This is a genomic window from Chryseobacterium manosquense, assembly GCF_014623485.1.
Classification (GTDB): domain Bacteria; phylum Bacteroidota; class Bacteroidia; order Flavobacteriales; family Weeksellaceae; genus Kaistella; species Kaistella haifensis.
On sequence record NZ_CP060203.1, the window covers coordinates 65,673 to 91,692 of the forward strand.

23 protein-coding genes, 1 tRNA gene and 1 pseudogene are annotated in these 26,020 nt (G+C 37.3%); 5 read left to right on the top strand and 20 right to left on the bottom strand.

Annotated features, from left to right (window positions below):
* Positions 1-4: 4 nt before the first annotated feature.
* The 4 genes from H0S70_RS00325 to H0S70_RS00340 form a co-directional block, all read right to left on the bottom strand.
* Positions 5-1,435 carry an anion permease gene (locus tag H0S70_RS00325; RefSeq protein ID WP_031502137.1) on the bottom strand — a complete coding sequence of 477 codons (1,431 nt, stop codon included), beginning with the start codon at positions 1,433-1,435 and terminating at the stop codon, positions 5-7.
* A gap of 14 nt (positions 1,436-1,449) precedes the next feature.
* Entirely contained in the window at positions 1,450-2,610 is a 1,161-nt protein-coding gene (locus H0S70_RS00330; RefSeq protein WP_188321278.1) for a porin, read from the bottom strand.
* A 470-nt stretch (positions 2,611-3,080) separates the two neighbouring features.
* Positions 3,081-3,167, bottom strand: a tRNA-Ser gene (locus tag H0S70_RS00335).
* Between the two features lie 67 nt (positions 3,168-3,234).
* Positions 3,235-4,254, bottom strand: coding sequence for an asparaginase (locus H0S70_RS00340; RefSeq protein WP_188321279.1), 1,020 nt, complete (start codon positions 4,252-4,254; stop codon positions 3,235-3,237).
* A gap of 289 nt (positions 4,255-4,543) precedes the next feature.
* Here H0S70_RS00340 and H0S70_RS00345 point away from each other — a divergent pair, with 289 nt between their 5' ends.
* Positions 4,544-5,212 carry a TrmH family RNA methyltransferase gene (locus H0S70_RS00345; protein WP_188321280.1) on the top strand — a complete coding sequence of 223 codons (669 nt, stop codon included), beginning with the start codon at positions 4,544-4,546 and terminating at the stop codon, positions 5,210-5,212.
* On the opposite strand, the gene H0S70_RS00350 is transcribed toward H0S70_RS00345, so the two are convergent.
* Both H0S70_RS00350 and tsaD read right to left on the bottom strand, forming a co-directional pair.
* The gene (locus tag H0S70_RS00350; RefSeq protein WP_188321281.1) at positions 5,199-5,891 is read right to left on the bottom strand and encodes an RsmE family RNA methyltransferase; all 693 of its coding nucleotides are present in this window, start codon (positions 5,889-5,891) and stop codon (positions 5,199-5,201) included. The two genes, H0S70_RS00345 and H0S70_RS00350, sit on opposite strands and share 14 nt — an antisense overlap.
* Position 5,892: 1 nt before the next feature.
* On the bottom strand, positions 5,893-6,936 hold the full coding sequence (tsaD, locus tag H0S70_RS00355; RefSeq protein WP_188321282.1) for a tRNA (adenosine(37)-N6)-threonylcarbamoyltransferase complex transferase subunit TsaD: 1,044 nt from the start codon (positions 6,934-6,936) through the stop codon (positions 5,893-5,895).
* Positions 6,937-6,940: 4 nt separating this feature from the next.
* On the opposite strand from tsaD, the gene H0S70_RS00360 reads away from it, so the two are divergent.
* From H0S70_RS00360 to H0S70_RS00370, 3 genes are all read left to right on the top strand, one after another.
* On the top strand, positions 6,941-11,725 hold the full coding sequence (locus tag H0S70_RS00360) for a translocation/assembly module TamB domain-containing protein (RefSeq protein ID WP_188321283.1): 4,785 nt from the start codon (positions 6,941-6,943) through the stop codon (positions 11,723-11,725).
* Positions 11,726-11,855: 130 nt separating this feature from the next.
* Positions 11,856-12,326 (top strand): Lrp/AsnC family transcriptional regulator, encoded by a 471-nt coding sequence (locus tag H0S70_RS00365; protein ID WP_031502165.1) that lies wholly within the window; start codon positions 11,856-11,858, stop codon positions 12,324-12,326.
* A gap of 69 nt (positions 12,327-12,395) precedes the next feature.
* Positions 12,396-12,770, top strand: a complete 375-nt coding sequence (locus H0S70_RS00370) for a hypothetical protein (RefSeq protein WP_031502164.1) — start codon at positions 12,396-12,398, stop codon at positions 12,768-12,770.
* 99 nt (positions 12,771-12,869) lie between these two features.
* Here the strand turns inward: H0S70_RS00370 and H0S70_RS00375 are convergent, their stop codons facing one another.
* The 14 genes and pseudogenes from H0S70_RS00375 to H0S70_RS00440 form a co-directional block, all read right to left on the bottom strand.
* The gene (locus tag H0S70_RS00375; RefSeq protein WP_188321284.1) at positions 12,870-13,817 is read right to left on the bottom strand and encodes a transketolase family protein; all 948 of its coding nucleotides are present in this window, start codon (positions 13,815-13,817) and stop codon (positions 12,870-12,872) included.
* Between the two features lie 43 nt (positions 13,818-13,860).
* The gene (locus H0S70_RS00380; RefSeq protein WP_188321285.1) at positions 13,861-14,712 is read right to left on the bottom strand and encodes a transketolase; all 852 of its coding nucleotides are present in this window, start codon (positions 14,710-14,712) and stop codon (positions 13,861-13,863) included.
* A gap of 83 nt (positions 14,713-14,795) precedes the next feature.
* Positions 14,796-16,232: a sodium:solute symporter gene (locus tag H0S70_RS00385; protein ID WP_188321286.1), complete on the bottom strand. Its 1,437-nt coding sequence runs from the start codon at positions 16,230-16,232 to the stop codon at positions 14,796-14,798.
* Positions 16,233-16,330: 98 nt separating this feature from the next.
* The gene (locus H0S70_RS00390) at positions 16,331-16,615 is read right to left on the bottom strand and encodes a GNAT family N-acetyltransferase (protein WP_031503175.1); all 285 of its coding nucleotides are present in this window, start codon (positions 16,613-16,615) and stop codon (positions 16,331-16,333) included.
* 47 nt (positions 16,616-16,662) lie between these two features.
* Positions 16,663-17,064, bottom strand: coding sequence for an OsmC family protein (locus H0S70_RS00395; protein WP_188321287.1), 402 nt, complete (start codon positions 17,062-17,064; stop codon positions 16,663-16,665).
* Positions 17,065-17,162: 98 nt separating this feature from the next.
* Complete coding sequence (locus H0S70_RS00400) at positions 17,163-17,354, bottom strand: hypothetical protein (RefSeq protein ID WP_228453755.1); 192 nt, start codon at positions 17,352-17,354, stop codon at positions 17,163-17,165.
* Positions 17,355-17,415: 61 nt separating this feature from the next.
* Positions 17,416-18,453 carry an LLM class flavin-dependent oxidoreductase gene (locus H0S70_RS00405; protein ID WP_394367329.1) on the bottom strand — a complete coding sequence of 346 codons (1,038 nt, stop codon included), beginning with the start codon at positions 18,451-18,453 and terminating at the stop codon, positions 17,416-17,418.
* Between the two features lie 23 nt (positions 18,454-18,476).
* Positions 18,477-19,133, bottom strand: a complete 657-nt coding sequence (locus tag H0S70_RS00410) for an NAD(P)-dependent oxidoreductase (RefSeq protein ID WP_188321289.1) — start codon at positions 19,131-19,133, stop codon at positions 18,477-18,479.
* A gap of 95 nt (positions 19,134-19,228) precedes the next feature.
* A pseudogene (locus H0S70_RS00415) lies at positions 19,229-20,104 on the bottom strand (pirin family protein).
* Positions 20,105-20,219: 115 nt separating this feature from the next.
* Positions 20,220-21,611 (bottom strand): MFS transporter, encoded by a 1,392-nt coding sequence (locus H0S70_RS00420; protein ID WP_188321290.1) that lies wholly within the window; start codon positions 21,609-21,611, stop codon positions 20,220-20,222.
* Positions 21,612-21,658: 47 nt separating this feature from the next.
* Entirely contained in the window at positions 21,659-21,967 is a 309-nt protein-coding gene (locus H0S70_RS00425; RefSeq protein WP_123248328.1) for a HigA family addiction module antitoxin, read from the bottom strand.
* An 11-nt stretch (positions 21,968-21,978) separates the two neighbouring features.
* Positions 21,979-22,260 (bottom strand): type II toxin-antitoxin system RelE/ParE family toxin, encoded by a 282-nt coding sequence (locus tag H0S70_RS00430; protein ID WP_031503166.1) that lies wholly within the window; start codon positions 22,258-22,260, stop codon positions 21,979-21,981.
* 147 nt (positions 22,261-22,407) lie between these two features.
* On the bottom strand, positions 22,408-24,078 hold the full coding sequence (gene asnB / locus H0S70_RS00435) for an asparagine synthase B (RefSeq protein ID WP_188321291.1): 1,671 nt from the start codon (positions 24,076-24,078) through the stop codon (positions 22,408-22,410).
* 228 nt (positions 24,079-24,306) lie between these two features.
* On the bottom strand, positions 24,307-25,512 hold the full coding sequence (locus H0S70_RS00440; protein ID WP_031503164.1) for an RsmB/NOP family class I SAM-dependent RNA methyltransferase: 1,206 nt from the start codon (positions 25,510-25,512) through the stop codon (positions 24,307-24,309).
* A 172-nt stretch (positions 25,513-25,684) separates the two neighbouring features.
* On the opposite strand from H0S70_RS00440, the gene H0S70_RS00445 reads away from it, so the two are divergent.
* Positions 25,685-26,017 carry a zinc ribbon domain-containing protein YjdM gene (locus tag H0S70_RS00445; protein WP_123904462.1) on the top strand — a complete coding sequence of 111 codons (333 nt, stop codon included), beginning with the start codon at positions 25,685-25,687 and terminating at the stop codon, positions 26,015-26,017.
* Positions 26,018-26,020: the final 3 nt, after the last annotated feature.

The window sequence follows — 26,020 nt, forward strand, 5'->3', positions numbered from 1 at the left end:
ATGATTAATAATACCCTAGAATCTTCATCCACAGACCACCAACGCCCATATAAATGATTAGTAAAACAATTCCTATTTCCAACCCTCTAAGCCACCATTCTTTTAAATCAACATATCCGCTTCCAAAAAATACCGGAGCGGGACCATGACCATAATGGGTTAGAACTCCATAAATTGAACCCATAAACCCTAGCATCATTGCTAAAAGCATCGGAGGAATTCCTACGGCAACTCCAACGCTCAATAAGGCCGCGTACATTGCTGCTACGTGCGCGGTAGCACTTGCGAAAATATAATGGCTAAAGAAGTAAACGAGAATAATAACTGGAAATGCAATGGTCCAGGTCATTCCACCTACTTCCATTTTAATCAGATTGCTAAACCATCCAATAAATCCTAGCTCATTAAGAGAACTGGCCATCATAACAAGCACAGCAAACCATACTATGGTATCCCAAGCTCCTTTCTCTCCTTTGACGTCTTCCCACGTTAAGACTGATGTGAGCAGTAATAGCGTTAAACCGATAAAAGCTGTAGTAGTGGCATCAATTGACAATGCACCACCAAAAATCCAAAGTCCCAGCAAAATAAAAAATGCCAAAAGCATGAGCCATTCATTTTTAGAAATAGGTCCCATTTCTTTTAATTTCTCTGCAGCCATTTTAGGAGCATCGGCGGTTTTCTTTAATTCAGGTGGATATAATTTATACAAGACCAGCGGCACTACAAAGAACGCTACCAATCCCGGTACAAATCCAGCAGCAGCCCAAGACATCCAAGTGATGTTGATTCCCAAGTTGGCAGCGAATTTCTGACACATAGGGTTACTTGCGGTTCCGGTCAAAAACATGGAAGATGCAATAAGATTCATGTAATAACTGTTCAACGTCAAATAAGAACCCAATTTCCTGTGTGTTTCCGGCTTATCGGGAACAGAGTCAAAGCTGATCGCCATCGATTTCATAATAGGATAGATAATTCCGCCACCTCTTGCGGTATTACTCGGAATTGCAGGAGCTAAGCATAAATCCGCTAATCCTAAACCATAGGCCAAGCCCAATGAACTTTTACCAAAAACTTTGATGAACAGGAAAGCAATTCTGTTTCCCAGTCCTGTTTTGATAAATCCTCTTGCAATAAAGAATGAAATTCCTATCAGCCAAATTACTTTATCTCCAAAACCACTTAATGCCTTGGTAATTGATTTTCCTGCATCTCCCGGAGCAACAACTTGCGTAAGTGCAGTAAAACCTATTGCCATCATGCACATCGTCCCCATTGGAGCAGCCTTTAAGATGATTCCAAGAATTGTGGCTGCAAAAATTGCAAACAGATGCCATGCATTTTCCGCTACTCCTTGCGGTGCGGGTATAAACCATATTACAAGTGCAACTGCAAAAGTAATTGCAACAGCTTTAATGTTAATTTCTTTCATAATGATTGGTTTTATTAAAATCTACTTTGAACCTGAACAACGAAAAGATTGTTGTTGTATTGACTGGTGTTTTCAATGGAATGTTTATAACGGTCGAACTGCATACCGAGTTGAATTCTTGCACCATAGTCTTTTAAAAATTCCAATCCAAACATAGGGGTGATGGTCTGTTTGGGATTTGAATTAAGCCTAAAATTGGTATCCAAATATTCATAACGGCACGATAATTCTAGTGCGCTGAGATTCTTATGATTGATTTCGTACCGAACATGAGGCAAAAAATAAGCACCCCGAATTTGATATTCATCTGGATTTACTGGCCGTAATTCAGGTGCTACAGCAAAATAAAGAGGATGATTTGTTCCCTGTTTTGCTTCAAGCTGCATATCCAAACTCCACTTTGGATTAAGATGAATAAATGAACTTACGTCTAGTCCAACGGCATATACCTTTTTGCTCATTACTTCCCCCACACCGCCATTGAGGCCAATATTTAAACCGTTTTTTTTCAAAAGTCCAAAAACCAACCTTGTAGAATAGTGTTTTCCATTGTCATTGTCATTAATCTGATTTTTACCATTTCCATTAACTACGGAGACTGCATATTGAAAGGGAATATCTCCAAGCTGCAGTTGCCCGGTTGCAGATATACCAATCTGAAAGCTAGTCCAACCTAGTTTCCCAAATTCTGTGTACTGGTTTGACCAATCAAGAGACTTATGAATATCGATAGGGTAGGTTTCTTCAAGACCAAACAATGGCCTGAATTGTCCAAACGTCAAAGCCAATTTTGGATTGAGCGTATATTTTAAATAGGCATTTTCAAGAACTCGCGTTTTAGGATCATTCTTAAAATCTGCGAGATTGGCAAGGACTGCAACTTCTGTTCGCTCACTGATTTTAGCACGTACTTGAACCCTCATGTATTTGATCATGAAATTATTGTCAGTTCCGCTATTATCTAAGTGATGAAGTCCATTAACATCTACATTATCCTTCATGCTTACAAGATACCTTGCCTGAAATAATCCCTTGATTTGAAGTTTCGGATATACTACAGACTCCGCAGGCTTATGGACGGTTTGTGTAGAATCCGGAATCTGAGCTTTAGTAACGGAAAAGAACAATAAAAAATAGATTGGAAGAAACTTTCTTATTGATGAATAAGTTTTCATATTCCTATTGTATTTCTTGGTTTTTAAATGTAACCTGCAGATAACTTTCAGTCGTTAAGATATATCAAAGGTAGTGAATTGCTCTACAAATTTTACAGGAATTGGAATAAATTTTTAAGAAAACTTACAAAAATCATAAAAATGAATGGGGAGTTTTTTATGGTATTAATTTGTCCACTATTAGTACTATTTTATCCTTAGTATTATGAATTGTTTTTTCTATGCGATATTAATTCTTCAATATTAAAAATATGTTAATCAATGAAATAACCTAAAGGTATCTATAAGTCTTAAAAACGAAAATATTGTTTGATTAGAAAATGTTGTGGCTGATGCGATGATTTAGAAGACATCATTTGTAGCTTCTGAAATAAAAATATCTTTAGATGGAAATGAGAAGAAATATTAGCGCCTATTTTAGAAACTAAAAATTAAAAACCCCTGTAAAAAATCATTTACAGGGGTTTTAGCAGAGAGGAAGGGATTCGAACCCTCGATACAGTTACCCGTATACTAGCTTTCCAGGCTAGCTCCTTCAACCACTCGGACACCTCTCTAATTGAAGACTGCAAAAATAGGATATTTTGGCGAGATTAAAAAATTCAATCGAAAAAAATATAAACTTTAGCTTTCTGTGACTTCGCCGCAAAGGTTTTTAGCAAAATTTTCTGCAAAATTCCCTTTGTAATTAGGGTTTTCCAGAAGATGCATCGCTTTGGTAATTGCACTTTCTGCAGTCATATCGTTTCCGCTAATGGCTCCAATTTTGGTAAAAATATTCGAATTGGAATATTTCCCGAAAGAAATTCCACCCGAAACGCATTGCGAAACGACCACTATTTCCGTTCCGCGATCGCGCAAAAGTTGTAAAATATCCAGCGTTTTTTTGGTGTTAAAAATAGTTCCGGAACCGAAAACCTGCAAAATCAAAACCTTCATTTGTGGAATTTCGGAAAAATGTTCAAGATGCATTCCCGGAAAAATTCGCCAAAAAAGAACATCCTGTGACAAGTGCAAATCTACAGTAAAAGGAGCATCAGATTTTGCACGCCACAAAAAATCTTTTTCAATATTCAAATGAACTCCGGATTGACCCAACGCAGGATAGTTCGGACTCTGGTACGCATCGAAATATTCTGCGGAATATTTTAAAGTTCGGTTTCCGCGGAGTAATTTATATTCAAAATATATGGTAACTTCCTGAATTAAAGCTTTATCGTTTTCGTATAAACTTGCGTAATACAAAGCTGTCAGTAGATTTTCCTTCGCATCGGTACGTAAATCTCCAATTGGCAATTGCGAACCGGTCAAAATCACAGGTTTGCTTAAATTCTTTAGCATGAAACTCAATGCTGAAGCCGTGTAAGACATCGTGTCGGTGCCGTGTAAAATCACAAAACCATCATAGAGATCGTAATTTTTTCCGATTAATTTGGCGATAATTTTCCATTCTTTCGGTCCCATATCGGAAGAATCAAGGGGTTTTTTGAAAGGATGAACATCAACTTCGCACTCGATCAATTTCATTTCCGGCAACTTTTGGAAAATACTTCCAAAATCGAAAGCCCGCAAACTCCCGGTTTCGTAATCTTTTTCCATGCCGATCGTGCCGCCGGTGTAAATGAGGAGTACTTTTCTTTTCATAGATTCAAAAATACATTTTTTCCACAGAATTTCACTTATTTAGTCGCTTATTTGACTTTGTCGAATGGCGAGATTTAATTTTTTATGGCGCCTATTTCCGTCTTCCACTCCCGCTTTTTTGTTCCGCTTCGCTACACAAAAAGAGCTCCGTTCAAGCCGGGGCGCGGTACCATTTTCCAAATCAAAAGAAAGTTATAATTAACTATTTTCGATAAAGAACAAAACCTTTCAAAACTTTTTGGCGCTCGCTTCGCTCGCGCCAACCACAAAAAATTCTTATTTTTGAAAAATGAATTCACAAAAAACTTTTGAGTATCTAAAGCAATTTCTTACAGACGAACGCCTTAGCAAAATAGAATTTTACGCCCAAGAAAGTTCAGATTTTGTATTGCCGGTGATGGAAGATATTTTTCAGTTCCGGAATGCCGCGGCGATTGTGAGGTCAGTTGAGGCGTGTGGATTTCATAAAATTGTGGCGATGGAAAGCGAGAACGAATTCAATCCGAACCTTCGCGTGACCAAAGGTGCAGAAACGTGGGTGGAAGTTGAAAAAATGCCTCACCAATTAGAATCGTTAAAGAAAATTAAAGAAAGAGGGTACAAAATTCTGGCTGTTTCGCCCGAAAAAAATGCTACAATGCTTCCGGATTACGATTTGAAAGAACCCGTTGCGTTGGTTTTCGGGACCGAAAAAGAAGGCGTTACAGAAGAAATTCTGGATTTTGCCGATGAAACCTTGGCGATTCCGATGTATGGTTTTACCAAAAGTTTTAATGTTTCTGTAGCTGCTGCGATTTGTTTCTATGATTTAAAGCAAAAACTCGTGAAGTCCGATTTCGATTACAAATTGGCCAATGAGAAACTCTGGGATCTTAAAGTTCGATGGGCGAAAAATTCAATTAAAAGTGGCGAAGAAATTCTCCAGAAATTTCTGAAAGAGCAAGCTACATCATCTTAAAATAATTCCAAGCAGAAACGAAAACGCCCGCTGTTTCCGTTCTCAATCGTTGATTTCCGAGGGAAATGGCCTTAATGCCTTTTTCTGCTAAAGTCTGAATTTCTTTTTCCGAAAAGTCGCCTTCGGGACCGATCAGGAAAGTAATTTTTTCTTTTAAATTGATGTCTTTCAAATTAATTCTTTCCAGATTTTCGTTGCAATGGGCAACAAATGTGGTTTCAGGATCTAAATTTTTTATAAAATCTGGAAATTTCATTAAATCATTAATCACTGGAAAATGAAACCGCAAACTTTGTTTGGATGCGGCAATGCTTTGTTTTCTTAGCTTTTCGATGTTCAGAATTTTTCGTTCCGTTTTTTCGGTTTGAATTAAAGTAACCTCGGAAATTCCCATTTCTGTTGCTTTTTCAATAAAAAATTCAATTCTGTCGATGTTTTTGGTTGGAGCAATCGCAATCTGCAGTTTCGGAGAAAATTCCGGAAGATTTTTTTGGATTTCTTTGATGTCTAAAGAAACTTTTTTGCCTTCAAAAACCAGTTTTCCGTTGGCGAGATTTCCTTTTCCGTCGGTTACGGAAATTTCTTCGCCATCGCGCATTCTTAGAACTTTTATAATATGTTGCTGTTCTTCATCATTAATATGAACCGCAGGGAAAATTTCACCAAAAAATAACTTCATTTTACTCGGGTTTTTGCTTAAAACTTTCTTCAATATCATACCGTGCCGTCGCGGAAACGGAAAGGTCGGTAAATTCGCCTCGGTCGTATTTCAGTTTTGCAACCATCGCGATCATCGCTGCATTATCGGTGGTGTATTCGAATTTTGGGATGTATATATTCCAGCCAAGTTTTTCTTCATTTTTCTTCATCGCTTCTCGAAGTCCGGAATTTGCGGAAACTCCACCAGCGATGGCAATATGATGAATGTTGTAATCTTTTGCGGCTTTTTCCAGTTTGTTCATCAAGGTTTCTACGATGGTTTTTTGAACGGAAGCTGCTAAGTTTTCAATGTTTTCTTTAACGAAATCCGGATTTTTTTTGATTTCTTTTTGAATGAAATATAAAACCGAAGTTTTCACTCCGCTGAAGGAATAATCGTATTTTTCTAAACGTGGTTTACTGAAAGTAAATGCGTTTGGATCTCCGTTTTTTGCCAGTTTATCGATAATGGGACCTGCAGGATAATCGAGATCGAAAATTTTTCCGATTTTATCGAAAGCTTCTCCGGCAGCATCATCAATGGTTTTTCCGATGATTTCCATATCGAAATAATCTTTCACCAAAACAATCATCGTGTGACCGCCAGAAACTGTTAAACATAGAAAAGGAAACGGTGGAGGTGCAATATTTGCATCGTCGATAAAGTGTGCTAAAATGTGTGCCTGAAGGTGATTAACCTCAATTAAAGGAACATTTAAACTCATCGCTAAAGATTTGGCAAATGAAGTTCCTACAAGCAAGGAACCCAAAAGTCCCGGTCCGCGTGTAAATCCCACGGCAGAAATATCTTTTTGTTGTATATTTGCTTTGCTGACGGATTTTTCAACCACAGGAATGATATTTTGCTGATGTGCACGGGAAGCCAGCTCGGGAACCACACCACCATATTCGTTGTGGATCGCCTGATTGGCCGCAATGTTTGAAAGAATTTTATTCCCTCTGATGATCGCAGCAGAAGTATCGTCGCAGGATGATTCTATCCCTAAAATTATTGAGTCGCTCATAACAATGGCAAATTTAGAGAATAATAACGATAACGAAAATAAAAAATCGCTCACTGAAAATATTGGAGATTCTGTGCAGAAGGGAGTAGAAAACGTGCAGGATACGGTGAAAGAAACAGTAAAAGGAGCTAAGGATTTGGCTTCGGATGCCATCAATCATCCTGTTGAGACTGCGGGCGAATTTGTGCAACAAGCGGCAAAAGACGTCACCAACTACAAATGGTGGGCAAAATTGTTGCTCGTTTTGTTTTGGGTTTCATTGTTTTTGGTAATTTCTTTTTTTGTAATTGTAAGTTTACCGGCAACCAAAAACTGGGCAGCTCAGAAAGTGATTGAAAAACTCAATACCGATATGAAGGCGCAAATGTCTTTCAAAAGTGTTGATATTAATTATTTTGGCGACATTCATATTCACGAAGTTGCGATTAAGGATTACAAAAATTTCCCATTTCTGAAAGCAAAAGAACTTTATGCAGATTCCAATTGGTTTTCCATCATCAGCAATTCCCGAAATTTGCAGTTTCAATCTTTGTCTTTGCAAGAATTGGATTTAAAAGTAATTACTTACAAAGGCGACAGTATTTCGAATTTTATCCGATTTGTTGATCTTTTTAATACGCCTTCTCCAACAGTGAAAAAAGAACCGTTTCAATTGAAATCGCGTATTTTTATTACAAATTCCAAAGTTTCTATTGTTAACCAAAATAGCGAAGGAGAACAAGGAAAATGGCTCACCGCCGAGAATTTGAATCTTGTAGTCCCTGAGCTGAAAGTGGAAGGTTCGGATATTTTTGCTCAAATAAATAACATGCGATTTACCACGGAAAGATGGGGTAAAAAGCATTATGTAGATACATTTTCCACCGAATTGGCGCTTACTAAAGAGTTTTTGGTTTTAAATGATTTAACTATCAATACCAATCATTCTTTATTGCAAGGTGATATGAAATTCCATTTGAATAATGGCTCTTGGGCAGATTTTGCGGATAAAGTGAAATGGGAAATGAAAATGCAGCAAGGAAGCCAAATTAGTGGTTACGACATCAGTTATTTTGTTACGAATTGGGATAATTACATACCGATCAACATTTCTGGAGATATGACCGGACCGCTGAACAATTTTTATTTGGATAATTTCCTAGTTAGAAATCCACAGGTGAATATTCGAACCCAAAAAATGAAAGTAAGCAATCTGCTTAAAGGTAATTTTCAAATTGAAACCAATAGTCTTTCCACCGATTTTACTTATAAAGAGCTGAAAAACATGATGCCGACTTTCATTTCATCAAAAATGAAAAATTTCGCAGATGATTTCGGAAGGTTAAAATACAACGGAGCGGTTCGGGTGAATCCGAAAGAAGTTTTTGTTTCCAATGCAAACCTTGTCACTGGAATCGGGCAAGCAAAAATCAGTAATTTTTATTTAAATGATTACAGCTCGAATTTGCCTAAATACCGTGGTTATGCTGAAATTAACGATCTGAATACCTCGGTCATTACCAAAAATAAACAAGTAGGATTGATTTCCGGTAAATTTAATCTTCAGGGTCAAAGTTTCGATGTGAATACGATGCGATTGAAAACCCGTTCCCAGATTTCAAAAATCGAGATTATGGACAAGGAAATCAATAATATTTTTCTTGATGGCTTGCTCGATCACAAAACCTATCGCGGTATTGTAAATGTAAATGATGAGCAGGCAAAAGCCGATGTTAACGGATTTATCGATTTCCGAACAAGCAGATTATTGGCAGATATTAATGCTGATATTAAACATTTAAACATCAATTATTTCACCGGAGCAAAGGGCAATCAAATCGTTACTGGTTTGGTAGATGGGAAAATTTCGATGACGAATATTAATGATTTAAACCTCGATGCGGATCTTCAACGCGTCACTTTTGCAAATGCCTCTCAAAAATTCCTAATTCCGAATGCAAAAGTAAAAGCATTCTTCGAAAACGGGAACAGAATCGTTTCAGTTGATGCTCCAGGAGCCGTAACTGGACAGATTTCGGGAAGATATAATCTTGGCGATTTGATGGGAATGGTGCAAAACGGAATCGGGAAAATTCTTGTGGGTCCTCCGCCAAGAAAATTATATCGTGGACAAAATTTCTCCATGAATTTTGATGTAAAACAAGGTTTGGTAAGCTATTTTCAACCTAATTTGCAAATTCCAAAAGGCGCATCTTTAAATGGTTCTTATGATGGGAATTCGAATAATTTGATTTTGAATGTCGATGCGGAAACTTTAAAATATATCATGACCAAAAAGCAGGAAATCACTGATGCTGACAAAGCTTTAGCAGCTGCAAATCCTGCATATAAAATCTCCGAACGTGACAAAATTACCCGAGACAGTGCGATGGTAGACAGCCTGATGGTGAGAATTAATACTGCAAACCTAGATGAACAGATTTACGCGAAAATTAATCGGGTAGAATACAATAAAAATATCTTAAAAGATATTACTTTAAGTGGAAGAAACGAAAATAATCAACTTCTTCACATCGTGGCGAATTTTAAACACGGAACTCCGGAAGATGAAGTGAAACAAAATTTGAAAGAATATGCCATAAATCTTAATCAAACTACCAATTCTGCTGGCGATTATGTAGTAAGATTCGAGCCTACAACGGTGAAATTTAATGATGTAGCGTGGAGCGTCGATACTTCAGCCGAGTTGAATCATTCGATTACATACAGGAAGAAAACTTCAGATTTTCTGATACAGAATTTACGGCTTTACTCGGACGCCAGTGAATTATTTTTGAGAGATGCCATTTTCAAATCAGCTAAGGATTTTTCTGCCGATGGCGAAGTGAAAAACCTCGATATTTCGAAAATTTTTGCTTTGACAAAGAGTGAAAATAGCATGGATATTCAGGGAATTGCGAATGGAACTTTCGACATTAAAATGAATAAAAATAATCTGGAACCGCTCATCGATTTCAATATTAATGATATTTTGATGAACGGAAAAGATATGGGAAATGTAATGATTTCTGCCAAAAAAAGTGATACACCCAACGTTTTTGATATCGATGCAAAAATAGTTTCTGCAGGAATTATTGGGGATAATAATCTGCATCTTACCGGAACAATTAATAACAATACATCTTCACCAAACCTCGATTTGGTCGCAGATATGAAGGAATTTGATATCGGTTTTGCTCAAGAATTTGTAAAAGGAGTTTTCGGAAATCTTCGCGGAAAAGCTTCCGGCAAACTGAAGATTTCCGGAAAATTGAGTGATATCGATTACAGTGGCGATATAGCAATGAAAGATTTGGGATTGAAACTTAATTTTACGGGTGTTGATTATGCTTTTGATGACACTGTGATTTCGCTTTCCAGAGGTTTGGCGATACTGAATGACATCGGTGTTCGGGACGGAAGAACCAATTCTCGAGGCTCAATTTCTGGTGCGATCCAGTTTGAAACTTTAGCTTCAATGGGTGTCAACTTGGTGATGAGAGCAGATAATTTAATGCTTCTCAATACAACGCAGAAAGACTTTGATCTGTTTTGGGGCAGAGTATATGGCACAGGAACGATCTATGTGGACGGACCAGTTTCCGCATTGAATATTTCGACTCCGGAAATGAAAGTGCTCAACAACAGTGTATTTACTTTTAACTCGAATTCTACTTCCAATATTGAGGAATTTAAAATGCTTCGATTCTTGAAAAGAGACGAAACCGGTGTAGTTTCTGTAGAAGAAAGGAAAAGATCCAGCGCGAATATTAATATCGATTTTACACTTTCTTTAGATCGCGGAACTACGGTAAACGTTTTGGTAGGAGATGATATCGGTGATATTACGGTTCGTGGAAGTTCTGAAAGTTTGCGTTTTGTGATGAACCGTACCGGAGCGATTACGATGAACGGAAATTATTTTGTGGACAATGGAACTTTCGTTTCTAAAGCGATTCTGAATAGAACTTTTCACATCACCAAAGGAAGCAGCATCCGTTGGGATGGAGATGCGATGTCGCCGGAACTCGATATTGACGCGACTTATTTAAGAACGGTAACTAATGCCGGATCTTATCTGGGAATGTCGAATTTGCAACCTATTAACGTTTTGCTTTCTACTAAAATTACCCAAACACTAAACAATCCGAACGTGCAGTTAGGGGTTTCTGCTTTGGATGTTTCCAGTAATTTGAAAGAAACGCTTGCTCAGAAAATGAGTAATGAGGACGAAAAAATCATTCAATTCGGGTCTATTTTGGTGTTGAGCAGTTTCAATGAAGCAAATGCAGGTTTCGGAAATCTTAATCTCGGAAATACTTTGGAAACCTCGGGTTACAACATGCTTTTCAAACAACTGGGTTCGGTTTTAAATACCATTAGCAACGAGTTTCAGGTGGACTTGAATTATTTGCAAGGCGACAACAATTCCAACAGTGGCGATCGTGCGAACGCAAGTTTAAGTTTCGCCCTTTCGCCTAGAGTAAAAGTGAAGACGGGACTGGGGATTCCTATTTCTAAAACACAAAATACCAACGCCCAATATCTTTCAGGTGAGGGAATTATTGAATATGACTGGTCTAAGAAAAACGACGGAACACGACTTCTTCGAGCTTATTCAAAACCAAGTAACATCGGATTGAACGGTGCTGTCGCCGGAAATGCCAATGCGAACCAAAGCTATGGAGTAGGGGTAGTTTATAGTAAAAGCTTTAATACAATATTTAAAAGGAAGAAAAAAGATAAAAAAAATAAAAGTTCAACCGGTGATATCATAAAAGATTCTATTAAAAAAGATACAATAAGATAGGAATAATAATATGAAAATCATCATTTACGTTAAAAGTTGTTAATATATCATTATATTTTTTCATTTTAATATTTTTTCATAAATTTGCAAAAATATTCACGGAGTATTATTAAATGCATAAAATTCAAAAATGAACTATCAACTTGACGAAATAGATAAAAAAATCCTTGATTTTTTAGTAGAAAACACAAGAATGCCTTTTACAGAAATTGCTAAACAAATGGACGTTTCTGCAGGAACCATTCACGTAAGAGTAAAAAAGATGGAAGATGCGGGGATTATCCTGGGATCTTCTTTAAGCATCGATTATGGTAAATTAGATTATCATTTTACCGCTTTCATCGGAATTCTTCTTACCAAATCAAACAGAACTCAAGAAGTTTTGAAGGAATTAACGACCATTCCAAACGTAATCGAAGCGAGTGTAATTTCAGGTAAATACAACATTTTCTGTAAAGTGAGAGCTAAAAATACCGAAGATGCAAAAAGAATTATTTACCAAATCGACGATATCCAGGATGTGATGAGAACTGAAAGTATGATTTCGATGGAAGAATACATTTCGGATAAAAACAGATTGATCGATGCAGTAACCATCTAATTAGAAAACACTTTAACATATATTAAAAAACTTTTGAATCTATTCAAAAGTTTTTTTACTTTTACCCTTATGAATAACGAATTTGCCAACGAAAATCCAAAAAAAGATTTAGGTTTTATCCTTTCACTTGCCGCGCTGCTTTTGTTCACATTGATGGGCGTAGGAATCGATTACGACGAGTTTTTGCAAAAAGATGAAATCAATATTCCAGATTTTTATTTCCTACTCATTTTTTTTGTAGATTTTCTAATGATCGTAGGATTGGTGCTCATTTATTTCTACCGAAAAATTGGGATTTATCTTTTTCCAATTGCTGTAGTTTTACATTTCATGATGCACAATTATTATCTTTCCACTTTCCTCTACACCGATGTTACCAATCTTTTCCTTTATATCTCGGTAGGATTACTTGCTATAATTCCAAAGTGGCAATTTTTTAAGTGAATGAAGAATTATTTTTGCAGTGTTAAGATTATTATTTGAAAATAAAAAACCCGTTTAGCAGTTCTAAACGGGTTTACTTTTTCGATTGAATTTCCTGAATTATTTTTCTAAAATTCTTTTCACAGCTTCTTTTACTGCAGTGGAGTCGATTTTGTATTTTTTCATCAATTCGGCAGGCGTTGCAGATTCCCCGAAAGTATCATTTACAGCTACAAATTCTTGTTTTGTCGGTCTTTTTCTAGCCAGCATTCCAGCAACGGATTCGCCTAAACCTCCTAAATAATTGTGTTCTTCAGCAGTTACAATTTTTCCTGTTTTCTCCACAGATTTCAGGATAATTTCTTCGTCTAAAGGTTTAATGGTGTGAATGTTAATAACTTCACAAGAAATGCCTTCTTTCTCCAGTTCTTCTGCAGCAACCAAAGATTCCCAAACCAAATGTCCGGTTGCCACGATGGTTACGTCCGTTCCTTCTTGTAAAAGAATTCCTTTTCCGATTTCAAACGGCATATCCTCTGGAATGAAAACTGGAACTACAGGTCGTCCGAATCGTAAATATACTGGACCTTCAAAATCGGCAATTGCTAAAGTTGCGGCTTTCGTTTGGTTGTAATCGCAAGTGTTGATCACTGTCATTCCCGGAAGCATTTTCATCATTCCGATGTCTTCCAAAACTTGGTGTGTAGCGCCATCTTCTCCTAGGGTTAATCCAGCATGAGAAGCACAAATTTTTACATTTTTATTGGAATAAGCGATTGATTGACGAATTTGGTCATAAACTCTTGAGGTAGAAAAGTTTGCAAAAGTTCCGGTAAAAGGGATTTTCCCATTGATGGTTAATCCGGCTGCTATTCCCATCATATTGGCTTCTGCAATTCCGACTTGGAAGAATCTTTCCGGGGCTTTTTCAATAAATTTTTCCATTTTTAGCGATCCGATAAGATCTGCGCAAAGTGCAACTACATTTGGATTTTTATCTGCCAATTCAGCCAATCCGGCTCCGAAACCGCTTCTCGTATCTTTTTTTTCTGTATAGGTGTATTTCATTTCTTTCTTTTTTGTTTTAGGAATTACTTCAAATATTAAAAATTTAGTAATCCGCCGGCGCTTCTAAATACAATTGTTTGAAGGCAGTGATTAATTGCTCATCATTAGGTGCTTTTCCGTGCCATGCGTGGGTTCCCATCATATAATCTACGCCAAATCCCATTTCTGTATGAAGGATAATCGCGATTGGTTTCCCGTTTCCGGTTTTGGCTTTGGCGTGTTCCAGAACTGCAATAACGGCTTCCAAATCGTTTCCGTTTTTCTCTTCCAAAACGTCCCAACCAAAAGCACGAAGTTTTGCATTTAAATCTCCTAAACTCAAGACATCATCAACGTCACCGTCAATTTGTCGGTTATTGTAGTCGATGGTTGCGATGAGGTTATCTACTTTGTTGTGAGCGGCATACATCAATGCTTCCCAAATTTGCCCTTCCTGAAGTTCTCCGTCACCATGTAGGGTATACACTAAGCTTTGGTCTCCGTCCAATTTTTTTCCTAATGCTGCACCAATTGCGACTGAAAGTCCTTGTCCTAAAGAACCTGAAGCAACACGAACTCCCGGTAAACCTTCGTGCGTCGTTGGGTGACCTTGTAATCTGGAATTTAACTTTCTGAAAGTCGCCAATTCTGCAACCGGAAAGAAATCAAATCTTGCCAGAGTGGAGTAGAATACAGGCGAAATATGCCCATTGGAAAGGAAGAAAAGATCCTCATTTTTGCCTTCCATGGTGAATGGCAATTTGTAATTCATCACTTTACCATAAAGTGCGGTGAAAAACTCGGTACAGCCCAAACTTCCTCCTGGATGGCCCGAATTTACAGCGTGAACCATTCTTAGAATGTCTCTTCTGATCTGTGTTGTAAGAGATTTCAGCTCTTCAATACTTTTACTCATTTTTTTGATTTATTTGCAAGCGAATTTACGAATTTTTGATGGGTTAAGAAAATGGAAAACCATTGATTTTATATCGACGAAAATTATTTTTTTCTAATCAACCATAAACCAATAAAGGTGAGTAATCCATTGATAATCAATAATTCTAATCCAATTTTAAAATCTCCGAAAATATTTTCCTGGAATTTATCGATAAAGTAAGAAATTACCGGAGCAGCAACGCAAACGTAAGGTACCAAATGATCTTTTACTTTGAATTTGGTGAAAATTCCGAATGCGAAAAGTCCCAAAAGTGGTCCGTAAGTGAAGCCGGCAAGTTTAAGAATCAAACCAATCATCGAATTGTCATTAATGATTTTAAAAATCACCACCATTATCAAAAATGCAAAAGCAACAATTAAGTGAACTTTTTTTCTGAATTTTTCTTTTTCTTTCTCTGAAATATTTTTTTCCTTTAAGCCAAAAATATCAATGCAAAGTGAGGAAGTAAGCGCCGTCATCGCTCCATCAGCACTCGGAAAAAGCGCGGAAATTAATGCAATGATGAAGATGATTGAAATAAATGGAGGCATGTGATTCAGCGCGATATCGGGGAATAACTGATCACCTGAACTCGCTACATGTTCTGTGGTTCCATAAAGGTGCAGCAAACCGCCCATGAAGAGGAATAAGGAAATTACGCCTACCAAAATAATTCCAAGAACAACCATGTTTTTTTGCGAATCTTTTAATTTAGTTACGGAAAGCGATTTCTGCATCATTTCCTGGTCGATTCCCGTCATTGTAATCGTGATAAATGCTCCTGCTAAAATCTGTTTAAAGAAAAATGCTTTTGAATTGATATCAGTATTGAAAACTTCGGTGTATCCGAGTTTATTCATCTCTTTTAAACTTTCAAAAAAGCCCAAATTCAAATGGTTCAGCATATATGCGGAGCAAATGATGAGCCCCAAAAGCATACAGGTTGTTTGTAAAGTATCCGTCCAAACAATGGTTTTTACCCCTCCTTCGTAAGTATAAAGAATAATCATCCCCAAAATCACCAAAGTAGTAACGATAAAAGGAACTCCCAAACTATCGAGAATGGTAAATTGAAGAATATTTACTACTAAATAAAGTCGCGCTGTAGCACCAACTAATCGGGAAACAATGAAAATCCAAGCTCCGGATTTGTAGGAAATCTGGCCCATTCTTTCTTGAAGATACCCATAAATTGAGGTGAGTTTCAACCGATAATACAATGGCAGAAGCACATAAGCGATAATTACATAACCAATAAGATATCCAATGGTGATTTGTAAATAATGAAATTTATCCGCACCCACTGCACCCGGAACCGAAACAAAAGTGACGCCGGAAAGGGACGTTCCAATCATCCCGAAAGCAACGAGCATCCAATTCGATTTTCTGTTTCCGATGAAGAAACTGTCGTTGTTACTGCCTTTTCCGGTTCGGTAAGCTACCCAAAGTAAAAGCGCGAAATAGGCGATAATAATACACAACAGCAAAATCGGATTCATAGAATTTTGTTTTTGAAAATTTCACAAATATAGTTTTTTTGGGCAAATGAAAAAACGCACCGGTTTGGTGAGTTTTATTTTAGAAAAATTAAGAAATTTCACGAAAGTACATCCTGAAATTGCAGAGTCTTTTCAATGGTTTTTTTGGCAAACGAACATAACGGTATAATCTTTATTCCTTTTTCTCGGGCATATTCCACGCCGGCGTAAATCAGTTGTTTAGCATATCCTTTTCCGTTAAAAGCTTCATCAACACCGGTGTGATCGATGATAAATTTATCGGTTCCTGCCCAAGTATATGTCATTTCTCCGGCTTTTACGCCATCTTCATAAATTTCGAAAACGCCGTTTTTCTCGTTGTTTTGGTGTTTTATTTCTGTCATAATATTGTTTATTTTTTGTTTAATTAAAATGGTTTTTCCTGAAAATTTTATTCAATGAAACTAGTGTTAACCTCCATACTTCCGTGAAGAATTTTGTGTACAGGGCAAGCCTCGGCAACAGAAAGTAGGTGCTTAAGCTGATCTTCATCTAAATTTGCACCTTCATAACTGATTTTTCTGATGAAAATTACATTTTTGGTTAGCGGATAATTTTCCAGTTCTACTTCCACATTAATTTTCGGAATTTCCCAACCTTTTCGGTCAATATACATTCTTAAAGTCGCCGCAGTACAACTCGCCAAAGAAGTTGCCAAAATTTCAAGTGGATTGAATCCTTTGTTTTGGCCACCTTTTTCCAACGGTTCATCGGTGATGATTTTGTTTTCGCCTGCAGTAAATTCTGTATAATACTTTTCGTTTCCTAATATTGCTTTTACCGTAACACTCATATTTATTTTTTTTTAATTAAAAATTTTCCGTTAGTGCAACGAATTTAATTCCAATACCTTATACAGTGACATTTTTTTTTAAAGATTTCGACATTCTGTTATTTCGAAAGTTTTCCGTTCAAAATCGCTTTTGGAAGTGGCACATATTCTTCTTCATCACCCGGAACGAGTGGAAAAGCTTCGTGGTTTTGCTCATGCCAGTTGATTTTAGCCTTCTCGATGATTTCTTTATCAAAAAAGTTTCCTATGTCCGCAGCTTTTTCTTCAATGATGAGTCCGATGTTTGACATGATTAAATTGGGTTTTTAATGATATAAAAAAGGTCATAGAATAAGCAATATCTGCAATATTTTAGTTGAGTCCTAATTTTCTTTTGACCGCAGGAATGACCTGTGTTGCAAATAACTCGATGGATTTCATCGTCATTTCATGTGGAACAAATCCCATGCTCGCCTGCGCAAAAAATCGGGTAAAGCCGAAAAGTTCGTATTCATAAATAATTTTTTCAACTACTTGTTCTACACTTCCTACCATCAGTGATCCTTCCGGACTTCTCATGAACTCAAATTGTTCGCGGGACATCGGTTGCCAACCGCGGCTTTTTCCTACACGATCCATCATTTGGGCGTAATAAGGAAAAAATTCGTCAGCAGTTTTTTCCCCATCTTCTCCTACAAACATATGGTTATTGATTCCCACTTGAAGATCTTCCGGTTTTACTCCATTTTCTAAGGCAGATTTTTTATAAAGATTAATAAATGGCACAAACTGACTTGGCATTCCACCGATAATTGCAAGCATTAATGGAAGCTTAAGTTTTGCAGCTCTCACCGCCGAAGCGGGAGTTCCGCCCACAGCAAGCCAAATTGGAAGTTCTCCGTTTAATGCTCTTGGATAAACGCCTAAATCATGAATTGGTGCACGAAGTGTTCCTCGCCACGAAACTTTTTCTTCTTTATTAATTTTAAGCAAAAGATCGAGTTTCTCATCAAAAAGCTCGTTGTAATCATTCAAATCAAACCCAAACAAAGGGAAAGATTCTATGAAAGAACCCCGTCCGGCCATGATTTCTGCTCTCCCTCCGGAAATTGCATCCACCGTAGCAAATTGCTGATAAACGCGAACCGGATCTTCAGAACTTAAAACTGTTACCGCACTCGATAATTTAATGTTTTTGGTGATTGCAGCAGCAGCCGCCAAAACGGTGGTTGGTGACGATACTGCGTAATCCGGCCGGTGATGTTCGCCAATTCCGAAAACATCAACGCCCAATTCATCGGCTAGTTTTATTTCTTCTAAAAGATTTTGTATTCTTTGGTGTGCATTAAATCCTTTACCGGAAACAGGTTCCGGAGCCATATCGGCAAAGGTCATCAAGCCAAATTCGATGTTTTTCATATGTTCCGTTAAAATTAATAAGCTGCTGTGAAAATCTGATGTTTGAATTTTTTGTTTTTAAGTTCATCAACAACCGCTACTGCCAAATCCTGAACAGAATGTCTGGAATGTCCTTCCTCATCAAAAACCGGTGAATCGGTTGCCAATCGGTATTTTCCGGTTTTGGTTTTGTCTTCGCTGAACATGCTCATTTCCAGAGCAGGGCTGAAGAATTCCCAATCGAGGTTTTCGTTTTTAGAAAGATTTTCAACAAAATATTTCTTCACTGCACTTGCAGCGGGATAGATTTCTTTCGGGAAATCAGGTCCGTCAACGATGTGATTTCCATCTATTTTTAAAGTTCCTGCACCTCCGATAACGATCAATTTCTTCACGCCTGAATTTTCAACTGCATTTTGAATAGAAGTTGCTCCTTTCAAATATTCTTCGTGAATATTTGGATTGGTCCAACCTGGGTTAAAGGCGCTTACCACGGCGTCACTGTCTTTTACAGCTTCTGCCAAATCGGTTTCATTAAAAACATCAACGTTTTTTTTCTTTAGATTTTCGTTTTCAATGGTTAATTTATCTGCGTTTCTGGAAATTGCATTTACTTGATAATTTCTTTCTAAAAGTTCGTTAAGAATGGCATTTCCTACATAACCTGTAGCGCCGATCAGTGATATTTTCATTTTTTTATAATTTAAAATATAAAGTTTTTTTTTATTAATTAAAGGTAGAGGAAAAATAACAACTCAAATAGTTTGTAGTTATTTTTAACAAAATTTTAATCTTCCAGATAGCCAAACTTGCCTGTATTGAAATCATCAAAAGCTTGAATGATTTCTTCGCGGGAATTCATCACGAAAGGACCGTGAGGAAAAATTGGTTCGTTCAACGGTTCACCGCTAATGATTAAAACGATAGCGTTTTCCGATGCCTCGATGGTGAAATCTTCGCCTTCATTTTCGAACAAAACGAAATGATCTGTAGTAACTTTTTCTTGACCATTAACCAAAATATTTCCTTCAATCACCAAAGCTGCGGTATTGAAATTTGCCGGGAAACTGAAATCTGTTTTTCCTCCTTTTTTCAGTTTCGCATTCATCAGATGAACCGGACTGAAAGTAGTTGCGGGACCTTTTTCACCTTGGTATTCGCCTGCAATCAGTTCGATGAATCCGTTTTCGTCAAGATCTACTTTTTTCATTTCTGAATTTTGGATGGCTTGATATTTCGGCGGACTCATTTTGTCTTTTGCCGGAAGATTCACCCAAAGTTGCACCATCTGGAAAATTCCGCCTTCTTTTGCTCATTCTGTTTCGTGAAATTCTTTATGAAGAACTCCGGAAGCAGCGGTCATCCATTGTACATCGCCTTCACCGATAATTCCGCCACCACCTGCGCTATCGCCGTGTTCTACACGACCTTTGTAAGCGATGGTTACGGTTTCGAAACCTCTGTGAGGATGTACGCCAACTCCGCGAGGAGTTTCTGTTCCTGAAAAATGAAATTTCGAGTTATAATCGAGTAATATGAATGGATCCATTCTTTTCATATCCAAACGAAAACCGCTTGGAATAAAGTTGTGTACCCGAAAACCATCGCCCACGAAATGGGGAGGTCGGGGAGCTGCTACTATTTCTACTTTTTTTGTTGACATTGTGTTCTTTATTTTGTCTTACAAAAGTACTTCAAGCGAAACACAAAAACATTGATCTAGGATAAGAACTAATCTTGCTGTAAATCAGTTGTTTTATTAATGAAATGGCTTTTGCCTATTCCGATTTCATGTTTTCGCCATCTTTTACATGAAGGCGTCGGAAAACAAAACCTGAGAGAATGGTGAGAATTCCTACTACAAAAAAGGTGTAGCGAAAGGCAAGGTGTGGATTTTCAAACTTTGCTTCAAATGATTTTAAAATAATCAGTCCAAAAGCGATTCCGAAACCAATGGCCAATTGTTGATTTACGGCGAGCAAAGAGTTTCCGCTGCTCGTATGATCATTTCGCAAATCGGCGATAGAAATCGTATTCATCGAAGTGAACTGAATGGAATTGAAAAACCCAAGTACTGCAATAATCGGAATAAACCAGAAAATGGAAGTATGAATTCCCGGAATTCCGAGGCAACAAATGAGTGCACCAATGATGAAAGTATTGGTCATCAACGTTTTTCGGTAACCGAATTTATTTAAAATATGAATCACGGAAGATTTTCCGAACATCGCTGTTATCGCCATCGGAGCTACGATCCATCCGGAAATTACCGCACTTTCCTTATAAGCAATTTGTATTAATAAAGGTAAAAGCAAAGGAATGGAACTGATTCCTAATCGTGTAGCGAGATTTCCTAGAATTCCTACTCGAAAGGTTCTAACCTGAAAAAGGTTTAAAGGAAAAATCGGATTTTTGGTTTTAGTTGCGTGTTTGTAATAGTAATAAATCATTAAAAATCCCAAAATGAAAATCAGCAAAACGGGAGTGGTGTGCGTCGTATTTCCAAATAATTCCAAGGAAACCGAGAGCAGCAAAGACGCTGAGGCGAAGATGATAAACCCTTTCAAATCAAATTCCGAAGACGCAGACTGATAATTTGGCATGTACCTGAGTCCTAAAATTATTCCCAGCAAACCAATAGGAATATTGATGAGAAAAATCCAGTGCCAAGAAAGATAATCCACCATGTATCCGCCAACCAGTGGCCCTAAAACCGGACCGATTAATGCAGGAATAATTGCGAAATTCATCGCTTTTAGCAATTCGTTTTTCGGAAAAGTTTTGATCAGTGCCAATTTGCCCACTGGTGTCATTAAGCTTCCGCCAATGCCTTGTATCACTCTGGAAATCACCAAATGCATCAGGTTTTGAGATAATGCACAAAACAAAGATCCTATACTGAAAATAATTAAAGCGAAAATGAAAATCTTCTTGGTTCCGAATTTATCCGCCAAAAAACCGCTTACCGGCATGAATAAAGCCAAAGTCAACACATAACTAATGATTGCATTTTGCATATTCATTGGCGATTCGTTTAAATCTTTTGCGATTGATGGCAACGATGTGTTCAGAATAGTAGAATCCAGCATTTGCATGAAAATTGCCGTTGCAAGAATTATCGGGAGAAATTTTTTAACAGATGGGTTTGGTGTATTAATGGATTCAGACATTAAACAAAAATAAAAAAATCCTATGATTTTTCACAGGATTTAGAGTTTTAAGCAACGTTTTCTTTCTCTTTTCGGATTCGTTTAATTCTTGTCACTTCGCTAGATTTCTCTTTTAATTCATTTTCAATATCGTAATCATCTTGAAGTCCGAGCCAAAATTTCGGAGAATTTCCAAAATATGCGCTTAATCTCACTGCGGTATCGGCAGAAATTCTTCTATTTCCTTTAATGATTTCCGAAATTCTGGTTTGTGGAATTTCCAAATCTTTCGAAAGTCTGTATTGTGAAATTTCGAGTGGAACCAAAAATTCCTCTAATAATATTTCTCCTGGTGATATATTTCTCAACTTTTCCATGTTTTTTCAATTTAATGATAATCTATAATTTCAACTTCAAACGCATTACGATTTTCCCATTTGAAAGTAATTCTCCACTGATTATTAATTCGAATGCTATAAAATTCTGATAAATCACCTTTTAGTTTCTCAAGCCGATTTGCGGGTGGAACTCTAAGGTCAGCAATATCAACGGAGTTATTAATCATCCTCAGTTTTCTTCTGGCAACCTCCTGAATTTCTCTTGGAAGTTTTTTAGAAACAACTCCATTCCAGATTTTTTCTGTTTCTTTATTTCCAAAATTGATAATCATCCTCTTTTGCGTTACTAACGTCAAAGGTAAGTAAAAATTTTTGAACATGAAGAATGTTTATCTTGAATAATCTTCACTCCAAAAAAACACCCCTAAAAAGCTTAAACTTCTTAAGGGTATTTCAAATTTTTTAAATGTAAATATCGATTAATAACTGTCTTCATGAACTGTTTTCACGGCTCTACCACTTGGATCGTTGGCGTTTTTGAAAGCTTCATCCCATTCTAAAGCGATAGGAGTGGAGCATGCAACCGACGGAACCGATGGAACTGTAGCGGCGGCGGTTTCACTTGGGAAATGCTCTTCGAAAATGGTTCTGTAGCGGTATTCTTCTTTGTTTTGTGGCGTGTTCAGCGGGAATCGGAATTTTGCATTCACCATCATCTCATCTGTCACTTCTTTTTCGGCAACTTCTTTTAAGGAATCAATCCATGAATAGCCAACTCCGTCGGAAAATTGCTCTTTTTGTCTCCACGCGATAGATTTCGGCAACAAATCTTCAAAAGCTTTTCTTAGCATCCATTTTTCGATTTTTGGTTCGTGAGCGGTCACCATTTTATCTTTTGGATTTTGGCGCATCGCAACATCCATAAATTCTTTATCCAAGAAAGGAACGCGACCTTCGATTCCCCAACTCATCAATGCTTTATTGGCGCGCAAACAATCGTATAAGTGAAGTTTTCCTAATTTTCTAACGTTTTCTTCATGAAATTCTTTTGCGTTCGGCGCTTTGTGGAAATACAGATATCCTCCAAATAATTCATCACTTCCTTCGCCGGAAAGTACCATTTTAATTCCCATTGATTTGATGACTCTTGCCAATAAATACATCGGTGTAGAAGCTCTAACTGTGGTTACATCATAAGTTTCCAGATGATAGATAACATCGCGAACCGCATCCAAACCTTCCTGAACGGTAAAATGAACTTCGTGGTGAATAGAACCGATATGATCCGCAGCTTTCTGGGCAGCTACCAAATCCGGGCTTCCTTCCAAACCTACCGCAAAACTGTGCAAACGTGGATACCAAGCTTCCTGAGTGTCGCCACTTTCGATGCGGTTTCGGGAATATTTTGCAGTTACTGCAGAAATAATCGAAGAATCCAATCCACCGGAAAGCAAAACGCCATAAGGAACGTCACTCATCAATTGTCTGTGAACGGCTTCTTCCAAAGCTTTTCTCAGTTCCGCCAAATCGGTGGTGTTGTCTTTTACGTTTTCAAAATCTTCCCAATCTCTTTTGTACCATTGCTGCAATTCGTAACCTTCGGGGCTGTAAAGAAAATGTCCCGGTAAAAATGTTTCAATGGTTTTGCAAACGCCTTCCAAAGCTTTAAGTTCAGAAGCTACATAATAATTTCCGTGTTGATCCCAACCTTGGTAAAGTGGGCAGATTCCCATGTGATCACGGGCAACAAAATAGACATTGTTTTCGATATCATATAAGGAGAAAGCAAAAATTCCATTCAGTTTATCCACGAAATTTTTTCCGTATTTTTTGAATAAAGGAATGATTACTTCGCAGTCGGATTCGGTTTGGAAATCGTAGTCCGGAAATTCTTTTCTAAGTTCGCGGTGGTTGTAAATTTCACCATTTACGGCGAGAACGATTTTTTTATCATTAGAAAATAAAGGCTGTTTCCCAGAAGTTGGGTCAACAATCGCCAATCTTTCGTGGGAGAAAATTACTTTTTCGTCCTGAAAAATTCCGCTCCAATCTGGTCCGCGGTGACGAATTTTTTTAGACATTTCTAAAACCTGAGGTCTTAGTGTTTCGGTTTTTTGTTTGGCATCAAACAAGCATACAATTCCGCACATAATTCAAATATTTTTAGTTTGGTAACTTTTAATTAAAATTCTACTGCAAACATATTGCAAATGATTAAAAATAGAAACAAAAATTAATAAAATATGAAAATTTTACTAAAATTAATTTTTAGAAAGGAAAAATTTAAGTTCAATCGCTGATTCTGTACTTTTCAGCGGAAAAAATTCCAAAAAAAATAGCAGATTTTTGTCTGCTACTATCTTTAATTAGTTTTTCAATTACGCTTTTCTTTCGATTAACGCCATGTAGAAACCATCGAAACCATCGCTCGGCATTATTTTTTCTTCTTTTATTAAAGAAAATCCGTCGTTGTTTTTCAGGAAAGTTTCCACCTGTTCGTTATTTTCACTTGGCAAAATAGAACAAGTTGCGTAAATCATTTTTCCGCCTTTTTTCAAAATTTTAGAATAATCTTGAAGAATTTGCTGTTGTTCTTTTTTAATTCTGTCGATGAAATCTTGGTCGATTTTCCATTTAGAATCGGGGTTTCTTTTCAAAACTCCCAAACCTGAACATGGTGCATCGATTAACAGTCTGTCGGCTTTTTCATGAAGTCTTTTGATGACTTTATTGTCGTCGATGTATCTTGTTTCGATGTTGTGAGCCCCGGCTCTTTTAGCGCGGCGTTTCAGTTCTGCGAGTTTCCATTCGTAGATATCTAAAGCGATAATCTGACCTTTATTTTTCATCAAAGCCGCTAAGTGAAGAGTTTTTCCACCGGCTCCGGCGCAAGCATCTACAACGCGCATTCCTTCGTGAACGTCCAAAAGTTCACCAATTTTCTGCGAAGAAGCATCTTGAACTTCGAACAAGCCATCTTTAAAAGCCGAAGTAAGGAAAACGTTTTTCTTTTCCGCAAGCTGAACTGCATCAGGATAATTTCTAATCTGGAAACTTTCTACATTTTCGTCATTCAAATCGGAAATCAATTCTTTTGCCGTGGTTTTTAGGGTGTTGGCTCTAAGAATCGTGGGAGCTTGCTCGTTCAGTGCTTCCATTTCGCGTTCCCATTTGTTGCCCAATTCTTTTTCTAAAGTTTCGGCGAGCCATTCAGGAATTGAATATTCCACCGCTTTCGTAGGAACCGTATTTTTCTTGAGTTTGTTGAGGATGTCGGCATTTTTAATTCCGTCAAACTCTTCAAATTTTTTGTAATGTGTTTTGGTCCAAAGGCAATATGCGAGAATCATTTTATAGATGTTGCCTGGTTTTGCGCCTTCGCCCATGTAATATTCGAGGCGTTTTTTCCAACGGATGATATCGTAGAAAATCTGTGAAACTACTTTTCGGTCTTCGCTGCCCCATTTTCTGTTGGCTTTCAAAAGGCGTTCTATGACCTTGTCCGCGTATTTTTTATCTTCAAAAAAAGTTTCTTGCAAAGCATCGTGAATTCCGATGAGGAGGTTTCTGTGTATAAGTTCCATTGGGAGATTTTAATAGTTGAATTTTAGTTTTTTAACCTAAAATTTTTTGCAAAAATACAGAATTTAAAACAGAAAGTGGGAACCGTTTTTTTGTAGTTAAAATTTTAGTGATCGTGCTATATTGACAAGCATCATTAAATATCGTATTTTTGGATGATAAAAAATTGAAGAAATGAGCGACGCTATTATATGCCCGAAATGCCAATCCGAATTTACCTATGAACAGGATAACTTGATGGTTTGTTCCCAGTGTTTTCACGAGTGGGATCCGAAAGAAACATCAAATGATGATAAAATTTTAGATATCAACGGAAATGAGCTGCAGAATGGCGATTCGGTGATCGTGATGAAAGATTTGCCGGTGAAAGGTGCGCCAAAACCAGTAAAAGCCGGAACGAAAGTGAAAAATATCCGTTTGAGACCAGATTCCGATCATAATATCGATTGTAAAATTGATGGTTTCGGAGCAATGGCTTTGAAATCTGAATTTGTAAAGAAAGCGTAAATA